Annotated in this window: 10 protein-coding genes and 1 tRNA gene; 9 read left to right on the top strand and 2 right to left on the bottom strand. The window is 63.8% G+C overall.

The window, feature by feature from the left end:
- Window positions 1-23 precede the first annotated feature (23 nt).
- Together P1T08_09370 and P1T08_09365 are read left to right on the top strand one after the other, a co-directional pair.
- Window positions 24-101: transfer RNA gene (locus P1T08_09370), tRNA-Arg, on the top strand.
- A gap of 109 nt (window positions 102-210) precedes the next feature.
- A complete protein-coding gene (locus P1T08_09365) occupies window positions 211-1,359 on the top strand; it encodes a site-specific integrase (GenBank protein ID MDF1596292.1) in 1,149 nt (382 codons plus the stop codon).
- 10 nt (window positions 1,360-1,369) lie between these two features.
- Here the strand turns inward: P1T08_09365 and P1T08_09360 are convergent, their stop codons facing one another.
- A complete protein-coding gene (locus P1T08_09360) occupies window positions 1,370-1,654 on the bottom strand; it encodes a hypothetical protein (protein MDF1596291.1) in 285 nt (94 codons plus the stop codon).
- Window positions 1,651-2,376 carry a helix-turn-helix transcriptional regulator gene (locus P1T08_09355; GenBank protein ID MDF1596290.1) on the bottom strand — a complete coding sequence of 242 codons (726 nt, stop codon included), beginning with the start codon at window positions 2,374-2,376 and terminating at the stop codon, window positions 1,651-1,653. The genes P1T08_09360 and P1T08_09355 overlap by 4 nt, the downstream gene beginning before the upstream one ends.
- A 128-nt stretch (window positions 2,377-2,504) precedes the next feature.
- Here P1T08_09355 and P1T08_09350 point away from each other — a divergent pair, with 128 nt between their 5' ends.
- The 7 genes from P1T08_09350 (at window position 2,505) to P1T08_09320 (ending at window position 14,084) form a co-directional block, all read left to right on the top strand.
- Complete coding sequence (locus P1T08_09350; protein MDF1596289.1) at window positions 2,505-2,843, top strand: hypothetical protein; 339 nt, start codon at window positions 2,505-2,507, stop codon at window positions 2,841-2,843.
- Between the two features lie 93 nt (window positions 2,844-2,936).
- Window positions 2,937-5,630, top strand: a complete 2,694-nt coding sequence (gene mobF, locus P1T08_09345) for a MobF family relaxase (GenBank protein ID MDF1596288.1) — start codon at window positions 2,937-2,939, stop codon at window positions 5,628-5,630.
- A gap of 98 nt (window positions 5,631-5,728) precedes the next feature.
- Window positions 5,729-7,507, top strand: coding sequence for a class I SAM-dependent DNA methyltransferase (locus P1T08_09340; GenBank protein ID MDF1596287.1), 1,779 nt, complete (start codon window positions 5,729-5,731; stop codon window positions 7,505-7,507).
- Window positions 7,504-8,742, top strand: coding sequence for a restriction endonuclease subunit S (locus P1T08_09335; protein ID MDF1596286.1), 1,239 nt, complete (start codon window positions 7,504-7,506; stop codon window positions 8,740-8,742). Before P1T08_09340 ends, P1T08_09335 begins: the two co-directional genes overlap by 4 nt.
- Window positions 8,739-9,302 carry a plasmid pRiA4b ORF-3 family protein gene (locus P1T08_09330; GenBank protein ID MDF1596285.1) on the top strand — a complete coding sequence of 188 codons (564 nt, stop codon included), beginning with the start codon at window positions 8,739-8,741 and terminating at the stop codon, window positions 9,300-9,302. Before P1T08_09335 ends, P1T08_09330 begins: the two co-directional genes overlap by 4 nt.
- Window positions 9,303-9,411: 109 nt before the next feature.
- The gene (locus tag P1T08_09325) at window positions 9,412-10,563 is read left to right on the top strand and encodes a Fic family protein (protein ID MDF1596284.1); all 1,152 of its coding nucleotides are present in this window, start codon (window positions 9,412-9,414) and stop codon (window positions 10,561-10,563) included.
- Window positions 10,560-14,084 (top strand): type I restriction endonuclease, encoded by a 3,525-nt coding sequence (locus P1T08_09320; protein ID MDF1596283.1) that lies wholly within the window; start codon window positions 10,560-10,562, stop codon window positions 14,082-14,084. Before P1T08_09325 ends, P1T08_09320 begins: the two co-directional genes overlap by 4 nt.
- Window positions 14,085-14,139 lie beyond the last annotated feature (55 nt).

Here is a 14,139-nt window from a genome sequence, read left to right as displayed (position 1 = left end):
CGACTACCTTTGGGTCGATACCAGCGCCCGTAGCTCAATTTGGATAGAGCGTCTGACTACGGATCAGAAGGTTGGGGGTTCGAGTCCCTCCGGGCGTGCCAGGCAAATCTGGCTTCTACCAGGGGAAATGCCATAAGATGGCCCCGCTTCGAGCGGGGCTATCTTGCCTTCGCACTAGCGATGTATGTCGAATGTATGTAAAGTCGGCTGATGCATTGGAAACAGACGGGCCACCCAACCGTCCAAAAGCAGCGCGAACGATGGGTTGTGCGCGTTCCTGGCATCGACACTGAGACCGGACGACGTCAACCACGACAGCTCGGCACCTTCAGGTCCCGCCGCGCAGCGCAATCGGCAGCCACATCTTTCGCAGCGTCAGGCGACATCGCGTCTGATCGGGGGACCGTTGCTCGCCTCGTAGATCGGTGGGTAGCCGGCAAGATCGACGTGTCGAACAAGACACGGCAGCAGTACCAATGGGCGGCTGGCCACATCAAGACCGGCCTGGGTGGGATCCGTGCCGACAACCTTGAAAGAGACGACATCGCGCGATGGCTTGAGGGTCTCGCGGCAGAAGGTCGGTTTTCGCGTCGCAGCATCCAGATCATCCGAATGGTGTTGCGAGCTGCCCTCGACGACGCGGTGGCCATGGGAGAGCTTCGTCGCAATCCAGCTGCTCGTGTGGCAATGCCACGACAAGTGTCCAAACCTGCTCCCGAACGAGACACTGAGGTGTGGACTGAATCCCAGATTCAGCGTTTCCTCCAGACAATCAGGGGACACCGCTGGGAAGGGCCTCTCCGGTTGGCAGTGCTTTACGGCCTTCGACGAAGCGAGCTTCTCGGCCTGCGATGGGCTGCGGTAAGCCTGAGAAAGGGAGCAGTCCGCATTGAACGTGGAGTGGTCGACGTGGCTGGTCGGCCGGAGTGGAGCGACGGCAAGAATGAGCGGTCTCGCCGAACGATCCCGATCGACGACGAGACAGCCGCCGCCCTGACTGGTCATCGAAGGCTCCAGGCGATGGAACGGCTGGCCGCCGGGCCTCAGTGGGAAGACAACGACCTGGTCTTAGCGACAAGGGCTGGCCGTGTCGTGTCGCCCCGCAACTTCGACACGACCTTTGCTCGACTGGTTGCTAAGGCGGATGTCCCGCGGCTGTCATCGCATGGACTTCGGCACACCGCCGCAACACACATGGTCCGCCACGCCTCAGACATCGGAGAGATCAGAGCAGCAGCCGACATTCTCGGGCATAGTCCCGACATGCTGATGAAGACCTACGCACATGTCCTCCCCGAATCCGCGCGGACCGTCACCGAGAAGATCGCCAAACGAGGTTCCACCCGACCTTCCGGCTAGCCCGGCCTGCTCATGCTGTCGAAGGTCTGGGAGAAGTAGTCCGGGTGGAGGCCGCAACTGGCTGCTTCTGGGTGGGCAGCCAGCGCTCCAGGTACTCGCCGAGGGTGATCTTCTCCGGTGGCCGGTATTCGCCGTCGTGGTGGCGCTTGACCAGGTCGGCCAGTAGGCGCTCGGCTTCCTTGCGGGTCGAGCCGGCGGCGTGCCAGCGGTGCTTTCCTTTGCCGGTCCCCGGGTCGATCCCTTCGTAGATGACCGCGTAGTAGCGGTTGCCCTTCTTTGCGACGTGTCCTCTCATCCTGTTTCTCCCGCTGACGTACGGTCTTGGTTCGTCTTGCCTGATGTCGTTTCGTCCGCTTCGGGCTCCACGGCCGGGTTGTGTCCTTTGATGTAGGTGAAGTCTTCGTCGCCGGTGTGTTCGGCGATGAACCCTCGGATGCCGACCTGGCGGAGGTGGTCGACGATCCGGCCGAGTTCGTCGATGTTCTTGTCGAAGCTGTCGCTGTGTTCGTCGAGGATGGCGAGGAGTAGCTCTTTGCGGCGTTCCCGGTAGCTCCACTGTTTCGCTGGGCTAGTGATGCCGGTGATCTTCTCCACGGTCTTTTCGGCTGCGGTGGGGTCGGCGATGCCGAGCTGGCGGAGCCGCTCGTAGACCGGCCCGAGCTGTTGGGGTTGTCCGAGGAGCCAGGTGTACAGCTCGTCGACGGGTCGGGTCGTGGATTTCATGGCCCGGTGGTCGCCGGGTGGGGGGAGGAGGAACCAGACCATGGGCAGGTCGAAAACCATGGCGAAGATCAGCAGCTCGTGGGCATCGAACTCTCGGCGCCGTTCCCCGTCCCAGGCCCGCTCAATGGAGGAGACCCCGGCTTGGGTGAGCCGCTGGCCGAGGTAGCGCTCGAGTCGGTCGGCGAGTTCTTCTTGGGTCCACCCGCGGAGTTGGCGGGCTTCGCGGATGTTGTAGGCGACCACCTGGTTGAGGTCGATGTCATCGGGTGCCGGCGGGTTGGGCTGTGGGGTCATCACCGAAGGATACACAACTTGTGACTTGTGGTGGTAGTGCGTCAACATTCTGATATGATACTACCTGTGAGCAGTGTGAGCAAAGGGTATAACTTGTGTCTGGTGAAGGGGTTCCAGTTCTTCTGACGGTGGAGGAAGCCGCCGTGCTGCTGCGGATCGGGCGGACCAAAGCGTATGCGATGGCGAGAGAGTGGCGGGAGACCGATGGCCGTTCGGGTCTGCCGGTAGTTGACCTCGGTCATGTGTTGCGGGTGCCACGGCGGGCGCTCGAGGAGCTCATTGGGGCCGAACTGACCGACGTCGAACGTCCCACCCGAGCCGAGGAAACCAAGGACGCCGCACTGCCGGCCGAACCACTGAAGCCACCGGCCACCAAACCCGCCGAGGCGACCCCACGAAACAGTCGTCGCCAGAACCGCACCGCCAGCCAGCTCGACTTTTTCGACTCGCAGCCCAGGTCCACCTGAGGACGGAGATCCCATGTCCACCCAGCCACGATCCCAAGCTTTTCAGGACAGACGGGTGCACACCTGCGGTGACACGGTAAGTGGAGGCCTGTCGTGACGGTGCGGGTGACCACGTTGAAGGGCGCGGGGGCGGGCCGGTACTACACCGAGCACCTGCCCTCCTACTACCTCAGTGATGAGGAGCCTCCGGGCCGCTGGTGGGGCCAGGGCGCGGATCGCCTAGGCCTCCAGGGCGTGGTCGACTCGGATGCCTTCCTGGCGGTGATGGCCGGACACGATCCGACGACCGAACGGGATCTGGGGCGCCGGTTCGGGGACGGGTCGGTGCGGGGGTACGACGCCACGTTTTCGGCGCCCAAGTCGGTGTCGGTCCTGTTCGGGCTCGGCGATCCGGACGTGCGCGAGCAGGTGGTCGAAGCCCACGAGTGTGCGGTGCAGGCGGTGCTGGGCTGGATCGAGGCCCACGCCCACACCCGGATGCGCGTCCAGGGCCACATCATGTGCGTGGATGCCGAGGGGGTTGTGGTCGGGGTGTTTCGACAGCACACCAGCCGCAAGCTCGACCCCCAGCTGCACACCCACGCGGTGATCGCCAACCGGGTTATGGCAGCCGACGGCCGCTGGCTGGCCCTGGACGCCCGCACCATCAAGCTCGACCAACGCACCCTTTCGGCGCTGTATCACGCCAACCTGCGAGCAGAGCTGACCCGCCGCCTCGGCGTCCGCTGGCAGCCACCCGAGCACGGCATCGCCGAGATCTCCGACTTCGATGCCGACGTGCTGGCCGAGTTGTCCCAACGCACCAACGATGTGCAACGCCGCTTGGATGAGAAGCTCGGCCGGTTTCGCACGGATTTGGGGAGAGACCCGACCGCCTGCGAGCGCTGGAAGTTGGAGCGGGAGGCAGCCGTGGACAGCCGGCCCGCCAAACCTCATGGCCCCACCCCGGCCGAGTTGCGCCGAGAATGGCAGGAGCGGGTCCGGGGGTTGGGTCACGACCCGGAGAGGCTGGTCGAGGGCGTGGTCGGCCACCAGCACCGTCTCGAGGGTATCGACTCCGAAGCGGCCGTCCTGCTGGCCGAAAACGCGTTGGTCTCGCTGGCTGAGCGCCAGTCGACGTGGCGGCCAGCCGAACTGGTCCGAGAACTGGCCGGGGCCGTGCCCACCACCGTCGCCGTCGACTCCGAGCAGCTGACTGAGTTCCTGCAGCGACTCGCCGACCAGGCGGCCCCGGCCCGCTGTGTGGACATCTCTCGACCCGTGCCGACCGGAATGGCGCTTCGACGCGACGGCAGACCTATCACCGAATCCGCGGCAGATCGGGCGCTCACCACCAGGGCCATCCTCGACGAGGAAGAACAGCTGATCGCCTGGGCTCAACTCCGGAAAAACCAAGGTGCGACCAGGACGCGACCGCGCCCTGCCCGCTTCGTCGGGGACCTCACACCAGCACAGGAGACAGCCGTAGCCGCCGTCGCCGGCGATGCCGGTTTGGAGCTCATCGTCGGCCCTGCCGGCACCGGCAAAACCACCATGCTCGCCGCCGCAGTGCTCAACCTCGCCGCCCAGGGCCGTCTGGCTTTCGGGGTGGCACCGACCGCAGCCGCGGCCGAAGTGTTGGCCACCGAGACCGCGATGTCATCCGACACGATCGACAAGCTGCTCATCGAGCATCGTGATCCGACCCGGCCACCCCAACCTGGCTACGACCTCCCGGCCGGAAGCACGGTGATCGTCGACGAAGCCGGAACCGCAGCCACTCCCAAGCTGGCCGAGCTCGCCCGGCTCGCCGACCAACAGGGCTGGCGGGTCGTGTTGGTTGGGGACCCTCGCCAGTTCTCAGCGGTGGGACGAGGTGGCATGTTCGGCCACCTCGTCGACAGCCTGGGGGCAGTGGAACTCGACCGGGTCCACCGCTTCCGTCACCATTGGGAGAGACAAGCCAGCTTGCGTCTCCGTGCCGGAGACCCGGGCGTGCTCGCCGAATACGAGGCGCGGGGGCGCCTCCACGGCGGCACCCTCAAACAGGTGGAGACCGACATCATCGCCGCGTGGGAACAGGCCCGCCACCGGGGCGAGACCGTTGCGCTGATGGCCAACAGCACCGACACCGTCGCCCGGCTCAATGGGCTCGCCCAACACACCCGCATCATGACCAGGGAGCTCGACACCGGCGCACCCTCGATGCGAGTCGGCGACGAGTGGATACTGGTCGGCGATGAGGTGGTCACCCGCCGCAACGACCGAACACTGCGCACCGATCAAGGGCTCATGGTCAAGAATCGCGATCACTGGACCGTCACTGAAGTCCATCGTGATCACAGCGTCACCCTCACCGGCCGCACAGGCACAATCCAGCTCCCAGCCGAGTACGTGGCCGGGGATCTCGAACTCGGCTACGCCCAGACCAGCCACGCCACCCAAGGACGAACCGTTGACACCGCCCTCCTCCTGGTGGACACCCCAACCGACATCCGCGGTGTCTACACGCCCATGACCCGAGGACGAGACAGCAATCATGCCTACGTCGTCGTCGAAGACAACCAGACCGCCCACGATGTGCTCACCCAGGCCCTCACCCGCGACTGGATCGACCAACCGGCGGTCGCTCGGAGAGCGAAGCTTGGCCCACGCCCCTCTCGGCAGCTGAACCACCTCGAACCGGGTGAAGAAGATGAACTCGACCGACTCGAGCGCCATGTCTGGAGGCTCATCGACGAACGCCGAGCACGGACCCGAGAGGCGGGACGCACCGCTGCACGTGGCCTCGGTCTGGTCATCGACTGATGCCCCGCCATCGCCTCCGGCCGAGTGCATTACCTGTCCGAAGTCAGTGAGGTTGCACCATCCTCTATCGTGATGGTCGCGAAAACAATAGGGGTTCCATGGCCGAGGCGAGCGAACAGATCAATAACCACGCCGGTTTCATCTGGTCGGTGGCCGACCTACTGCGCGGCGACTACAAGCAATCCGAGTACGGCCGGGTGATCCTTCCGCTCACGGTGCTGCGCCGGCTCGACTGCGTGCTCGATCCCGTGAAGGCGGCGATGCTCGCAAAGCATGAGCAGGTGAAGGGCAAGGTAGGCAACTTCGGTCCGCTCCTCGACAAGCTCACCGACATCAGGGATCTGTGGAACATCTCCCCGTTCGACTTCCCCAGGCTGTTGGACGACCCCGACCACATTGCCGACAACCTTCGCGCATACATCCACGGATTCTCGCCCGAGATCCGCGACATCATCGACAAGTTCGATCTCGCCGCCCAGATCACCCGACTCGATAAGGCCAACCTCCTCTACCTGGTCGTCTCCAAGTTCGCCGAGATCGACCTCCACCCTGACAAGGTCTCCAACATCGAGATGGGCTACCTCTACGAGGAGCTGATCCGCCGATTCTCCGAGCTCTCCAACGAGACCGCCGGTGAGCACTTCACCCCCCGCGAAGTGATCCGCCTCATGGTGAGCCTGCTGTTCATCGAAGACGACAAGCTCCTGTCGAAGCCCGGTGTGGTCAAGACCATCTTCGACCCCGCCTGCGGCACCGGCGGGATGCTCTCGGTTGCCGAGGACTACCTGCGCCGCCACAATCCGCAGGCAACGCTGAAGGTGTTCGGCCAGGAACTCAACGCCGAGACCTACGCCGTCTGCCGATCCGACATGATGCTGAAAGGCCAGGACGCCTCCAACATCGTCTACGGAAACTCCTTCTCGGAGGACGGTCACCAGGGGCGCCACTTCGACTACCTACTAGCTAACCCGCCCTTCGGCGTCGAGTGGAAGAAGGTGCAGAAGGAGATCAAGGGCGAACACCAGACCAGAGGCTTCGCGGGACGGTTCGGAGCGGGGCTGCCGCCGATCAACGACGGCAGCCTGCTCTTCATCCAGCACATGATCTCCAAGATGAAGCCGGCGTCGGAAGGTGGGTCCCGGCTGGCGATCGTCTTCAACGGCTCACCCCTGTTCACCGGCGCCGCCCAATCCGGCCCCTCGGAGATCCGGCGGTGGATCATCGAAAACGACTGGTTGGAAGCGGTGGTCGCCCTGCCCGACCAGTTGTTCTACAACACCGGGATCTCCACCTACTTCTGGATCGTCACCAACCGCAAGGCCCCAGAACGGCGGGGCAAGGTCCAACTCGTCGACGCTCGGGAGCTGTGGACCAAGATGCGCAAGAGCCTCGGCGAGAAGCGCAAGCAGCTCTCCGACGAACAGATCGCCGAGATCGTGCGCCTCTACGGCGACTTCGAGGAGAGCGACCAGGTCAAGATCCTCCCCAACGAAGCGTTCGGGTTCCTCCGCATAGCCGTCGAACGTCCGCTCGACGGCGAGGTCGACTCGAAGGGACAGCCGAAGTCCGACCCAAGCCTGAGGGACAACGAGAACGTTCCTCTCCCCAACGGCAAGGTCTCGTACGAGCCCGACCCCACCGAACGCATGGCCACGCCGGAGTATCGGAAGGCGATCGCCGCGTACATGGAAGCCGAGGTGCTGCCATTCGTCCCCGACGCCTGGGTCGATCACGCCAAGACCAAGATCGGCTACGAGATCCCCCTCACCCGCCACTTCTACCGGTACCAGCCACCAAGACCACTGGAGGAGATCGACGCAGAGATCAAAGCGCTGGAGAAGGAGATCCAGGAGTTGTTGGCCGAGGTGACGGAGTGACCTGGCAGCGAAGGCGCCTCAAGCACCTCGCAGCCATTCGCGTCAGCAACGTGGACAAGAAGGCAGCGAACGACGAGATCCCGGTTCGGCTTGTCAACTACACGGATGTCTACTACCACGATCGGCTGTCGCCGGACATGGGACTCATGAGCGCATCGGCCTCAGCGGGCCAGGCGGCAGCGTTTCGTCTGTACGAGGGCGACGTGGTGATCACCAAGGACTCGGAGACACCGGACGACATCGGCGTAGCGTCCTTCGTGGATCAAGCTGCTGATGACATGGTGTGTGGCTATCATCTCGCTGTTCTGAGACCGTTAGCTGACGCGATTGACGGGCACTACCTGTTCTGGGCCATGTCCTCCGATGTTGCCCGCAAGCAGCTTTCCGCCGGAGCAACGGGTGTGACCCGGTTCGGACTCAGACTCGATGTGATCGGGTCCGTTGAGCTTCCTGCACCACCGCTGCATGCCCAACGGGCGATCGCCGACTTCCTCGACGCCGAGACAGCCCGAATCGACGCCCTCATCGCCAAAAAGCGTCGGATGATCGAACTGCTCGAAGAGCGCTGGGAGCGTCTTGTCCTTGATACAGTCTCAGGCAGGTGGCTCGGTTCTTCCGTTCGGTGGACCCTTGACGTTCCGCCAGGGTTTGGTGAGCTTCCAGACCATTGGCCAGTCCGGACCGTGTGGACCCTTTTCCGCAGCGGACGTGGCCGCGTCCTTAGCCACGAGGAAATTGCCGCGAACCCTGGTCCCTACCCGGTCTACAGCTCGCAGACCGCTAACGACGGTCGTATGGGTTCGATCGATAGTTTCGACTTTGACGGTGAATACCTGACATGGACGACGGACGGAGCGAATGCTGGCACAGTCTTTCACCGCACGGGAAAGTTCAATTGCACGAACGTGTGCGGCACTCTCCAAGCTAGCGAGGATCTGGACTATCGTTTTATGCGCCACGCTCTATCAGTGGCGACCCGATGGTTTGTCCGACAGGACATCAACCCCAAACTGATGAATGACGTGATGCTGAGTATTCGCGTTCCTGCTCCCAGGGTGGAGGTCCAACGACAAGCCGCCGACCGGATCGAATCAGAGGCAACGGCTCGAGCCGCGGTTTGGGGTCTCCTTGAAAATCAACTCGGCCTCCTGGCCGAGCGCCGGCAGGCGCTCATCACCGCCGCCGTGACCGGCGAACTCGATGTTGCCGAAAGTATCGCGGAGGAGGCGTCGTGACGAGGACCGTCCATCAGTTGAAGGTGACGCTCCGTCAGGTGAAGCCGCCGGTGTGGCGGCGGATCATCGTGGAGTCGGATCTGACCCTGGGGGAGTTGGCTCCGGTGTTGGAGGCGGCGATGGGGTGGCTGGGCGGCCACCTTCACGTCTTCGACGTCGGTGGCACCCGGTACGGGACGCCGGACCCTGATTGGGGGATGGACGATCTCGACGAGAACCGGTTCCGGCTCGGCGAGGTGCTTCCCAAGGTCGGGATGAAGATGCGGTGGGAATACGACTTCGGGGATGGATGGGAGCACGACGTGCTGGTCGAAGCGATCAGCATTCCCGAGCGTGGAGTCGAGTACCCGCTGTGCCTGGCCGGTCGGCGAGCATGTCCACCCGAGGACTGTGGTGGTCCGTGGGGATATGCAGATCTGCTGGATGCGCTGGTCAACCCCGACCATGCCGAGCACGAGGAGCTGCGCGAGTGGGCGCCGCTCGACTTCGACCCTGCCTTCTTCGATATCGAGGAGACGACCGAGGACATGCGTTCGCCCCGGCCCGTCGAAGGCTGGTGACGTCGAGAGCCTGATTGGGTGCGCGACGGGACCTTTACAGATCTCGGCGAGTCAACGCACGACCATAACGATAACGCCATTCTGTGTAATGGTCAGCTACTGTGTCCCTGTGAACACCGAGCGGTATGTTCAGACCATGTACGGACGAGTACGTCGGGTTCCCGGCAAGGGCTACTTCGCGTACTACCCGAACCAGCTTCCCGAATCCGTTGACCTGTCTCCAAGCACAGTCGGGTTGCTCGCCGACGCCGAGGCAGCCCTGGGGCGACTGGCCGGAGCAGGGCGTCTGCTGCCCAATCCACATCTTCTCATCCGACCGTACCTGCTTCGGGAGGCGTTGGCGTCGACTCGCATCGAGGGGACACGAGCCTCCCTGGTCGGTGTCCTTGAAGCCGAGGCGGGCGGTGCGGCTTATGGGCCGGATGTCGAGGAGGTGGTCAATTACGTCCGAGCGATGGAACAGGGTCTCTCTCGCCTCGCAGAACTGCCGTTCAGTCTTCGCCTGGTGCGCGAGATGCACGCGATCCTCCTGGATGGAGTGCGCGGAAGGGACCGTCGGCCGGGCGAGCTTCGAACTAGCCAGAACTGGATTGGGCCGGCCGGTGCCACGATTGAGACGGCGTCGTTCGTGCCGCCACCACCGGAAGAGCTCAGTCCTCTTCTTTCCAACTGGGAACGGTTCGTCCACGAGAACCGCACCATCCCCGTGCTTGTGCAGAGCGGACTGGTGCACTACCAGTTCGAGACCATTCATCCGTTCCTCGATGGCAACGGACGACTTGGGAGGCTGGTGATCGTTTTCCATCTCGTACTTCGAGGGCGGCTACCGAGCCCATTGCTGTATCTGTCTCCGTATTTCGAGCGCAACCGGACCGAGTACTACGACATGCTTCAGGCGGTGCGAGAACGTGGTGACCTTGATGCATGGATCCGCTTCTACCTTCAGGGCGTCGAAACGCAGGCAAACGACGCGGTGGCGCGAGCCGAACTGCTCGCTGATCTCCGAGAGACCTACCGCGCTCGCGTGATGGAGTCGACCCGGAGCCAAGCTGTGGCCTTGGTTGACGTGTTGTTCGCTCACCCGATCCTCACCGCCCGACTTGTCGAGTCGAATGTCGACGTACGCCGGCCGACTGCCCTCAGGATGCTTGACCAACTCGTCGATATAGGGATCCTCAGTGAGATGGAGGCGGGACCGAGACGCCAGCGTCGCTTCATCGCGTCGGAAGTGATGACCGCGCTGGACGAGGACACGATATGAAACCGGACGAGGCGGCGTTCGAGTCGCACATCGCCGAATGGCTCGCCGACCATGGCGGCTACACCAACTGGAAGCTCGGCACCCAGTCCGACGACTTCGACGCCGGCCGGGGTCTCGACGCCGTCGAGTTGTTCGCCTTCATCGAGGACACCCAGCCCGGCGAGTGGGCCAAGGTGCTGAAGACCCACGCCGGTGACCCGGCTGCCGCTCGGGCCGGATTCCTCGACCGGCTCACCAAAGAGCTCGACGCCCGGGGCACGGTGGACGTGCTCCGCCACGCTCTGGTGTACGCCGGCCATGAGAAGGCCGAGTTCGCCCTTGCCTTCTTCCGTCCCGCCTCCGGGCTCAACCCGGTGCTCGCCAAGCGGTACGCAGCCAATCGGCTGACCGTCACCCGCCAGCTGCCGTACGAGTCGGGAACCAACAAGACCGTCGATCTCGGCTTGTTCGTCAACGGGATCCCGGTCGCCACCGCCGAGGTGAAGAACCATCTCACCGGCCAGACGGTCGACAACGCCAAGGCCCAGTATCGGACCGACCGCGATCCGAAGAACCTGACGCTGAGGCGGGCGCTGGTTCATTTCGCCGTCGACACGGAGCAGGTGTTCATGACCACCCGCCTCGACGGGGAGCGGACCGTCTTTCTTCCTTTCAACCGGGGTGACGGTCTCGGCGCCGGGAACCCGCCCAACCCGGCGGGGCACCGGAGCGCCTATCTGTGGGAGTCGGTGTGGCAGAAGGATGCCTGGCTCGACATCCTTGCCCGGTTCCTCCACGTCGAGCCCGCCGCCAAGGGTTCGAAGAAGCCGGCCACGATGATCTTCCCCCGCTTCCACCAGTGGGACGCGGTGCGGCAGTTGGAGGAAGCGGCACGGACCGAGGGCGCCGGTCATTCCTATCTGGTGCAGCATTCGGCCGGGTCGGGCAAGTCGAACACGATCGCCTGGCTGGCTCACCGGCTGTCTAGCCTGCACGCCGGGGACGTCAAGGTGTTCAACAAGGTGGTGGTGATCACCGACCGGGTGGTGCTCGACCGTCAGCTCCAGGACACCATCTACCAGTTCGAGCACGCCCACGGAGTGGTGCAGAAGATCGACATTGACTCCACCCAGCTCGCCGAGGCCCTCACCGGGGAGCAGGCCCGCATCATCATCACCACCCTGCAGAAGTTCCCGTTCGTTCTCGACAAGGTGGGGGCGCTACCGTCGCGCCGCTATGCCGTGATCATCGACGAGGCCCATTCCAGTCAGACCGGCGAAGCGGCCAAAGACTTGAAGAAGGTGCTCGGCGGCGCCGGCTCCGATGCGGAGACCGAACTGGCGCAGGCGGAGGCCGTCGAGGCGTCACTGACGGTTGAGGTCGGGGACCCTGCCGAGGAGGCGCTGCTGGCCGAGGTTACCGCCCGTGGCCAGCAGCCCAACCTGAGCTTTTTCGCCTTTACCGCCACCCCCAAGGGCCGGACCCTTGAGATGTTCGGCAGGCTCAACCCCGATACCGGCAAGCACGAGCCGTCCCATCTGTACTCGATGCGCCAGGCCATCGAAGAGGGGTTCATCTGGGACGTACTCGCCAACTACACCACTTACAAGACGTATTGGCGGATCGAGAAGGCGGTGGAGGACGACCCCAAATACGAGACCGATAAGGCCAAGGCAGCGATCGCCCGGTTCGTCGCTTTCCACGAGCACAACCTCGCCCAGAAGGCAGAGGTCATCATCGAGCACTACCGCCAGCACGTCCGCCCCAGGATGCGAGGGAAGGCCAAGGCGATGGTCGTCACCTCGTCACGGCTCCACGCCGTCCGCTACTCGCAGGCGCTCAAGAGGTACTGCAATGAGAACGGTCACGGCGACATCGGCGTGCTCGTCGCCTTCTCAGACTCGCTCACCGTCGATGGGGAGAAGGTCACCGAATCCAACCTCAACGGCTTCCCCGAAACCCAGACCACCCGCCGCTTCGACGAGGACGACAACCACATCCTCGTGGTCGCCGAGAAGTACCAGACCGGGTTCGATCAGCCCAAGCTCTACTCCATGTACGTCGACAAGGTCCTCACCGGGTTGGCGGCGGTGCAGACGCTTTCCCGGCTCAACCGCACCCACCCCGACAAAACCGGGACGTTCGTGCTCGACTTCCGCAACGAAGCCGAGGACATCCGCACATCCTTCGCCCCCTGGTACGTCCAGACCGTGGCGCCGCCCACCGACCCCCACCTGCTGTACAACACCCACGGCGAACTGGGCGGGTATGGGATCCTTCATCCCGAAGAAGTTCATACCGTCGTGACTCTGCTGCTCACCGACGCCTCGGCCAACCACGCCCGCATCCACGGGGCGTTGGCGCCGGCCATCGACCGGTTCCATCACGATCTCGACACCGACGAGCAGGACGCCTTCCGTGACGCCCTGCACCGGTTCATCCGCATCTACTCGTTCCTGTCCCAGGTAGTGTCGTTCGGTGACACCAAGCTCGAACGTGACTACCTCTTCGCCAGGGCGTTGGCCCCGTTCATCCGCGCCGACGCCGAACCCGGGGTAGATCTGGGCAGCCAGGTCGAGCTCACCCACCTGGCGTTGGAGAAGACCTCCGAAGGGTCGGCGTCGCTCGACCCCGATGTGGAGGGCGAGGTCGTGACCATCTTCAGTGGAGCCGGGAAGATCTACGCCCCGGACGAGGCACCGCTGTCGGAGATCATCGCCCAGATGAACGAGCGGTTCGGCACCCGCTTCACCGATGCCCAGGCCGTGCACACCAGAACGATCGTGGATGCCCTGGTCGCCGACGAGGACGTGCAAGGGGTGGCCTGGGCGAACGACGAGAAGGCGTTTGGGGAGGTCTACAGCGACTTCTTCCAGAACGCCATGATCGACATGGCCAAAGCCCACGAAGACTTCACCTACAAGCTGCTCGACGATCCGGAGCTATTCAGCAAGCTGATCGGTGCCACCCTGCCCGGCGCCTACGCCGCCGCCAAGGTGGCCAGCCAGCAATGGATCCCAATCGGCGACCTGCTTGCCGCCGGAGAGACGGCGTCGATCGAGTACAAGTCGACGCTCCGCACCCACGCCGATGGCGGGGAGGTTTTCAAGCCGCTCGAGACCGCTTCACTGAAGACGATCGCCGCATTCCTCAACTCGCCGTCCGGAGGCACTCTGCTGATCGGGGTTGCCGACGACGGCACGGTTGCGGGTCTTGATTCCGACTACGCCGGCCTCGCCAAGGAAGGCAAGGACGATGCCGACCTGTTCCAGCTCCACCTCACGCAGATCGTCCAGGCGTCGATGGGTGACGCTGCCGTAGCCAACGTATCCACCCAGATTCACACGATCGATGGCAAGGACCTGTGCCGGGTCCACGTCAAGCCGTCGGGCTTTCCGGTTGACGCCGAGGTGACCGTGGTCATGAACGGCCAGCACCTGAAGAAGACCGCCTTCTACGTGCGTCTCAACAACAAGACCCACGAATTCACCGACGCGGACGAGAAACAGAAGTACATCGCCCAACGCTGGGGAAAGGCGTGATACGACCGAACCTCGTCACGGGTGGGGTGTAGTTTGCCAAGTGACGGCTGGCGAC

The sequence above is a fragment of the Acidimicrobiia bacterium genome, assembly GCA_029210695.1.
GTDB lineage: Bacteria > Actinomycetota > Acidimicrobiia > Spongiisociales > JAHEDJ01 > JAHEDJ01.
Note: the sequence above shows the minus strand (reverse complement) of the source record. Positions and strands in the feature narration are given on the sequence as shown.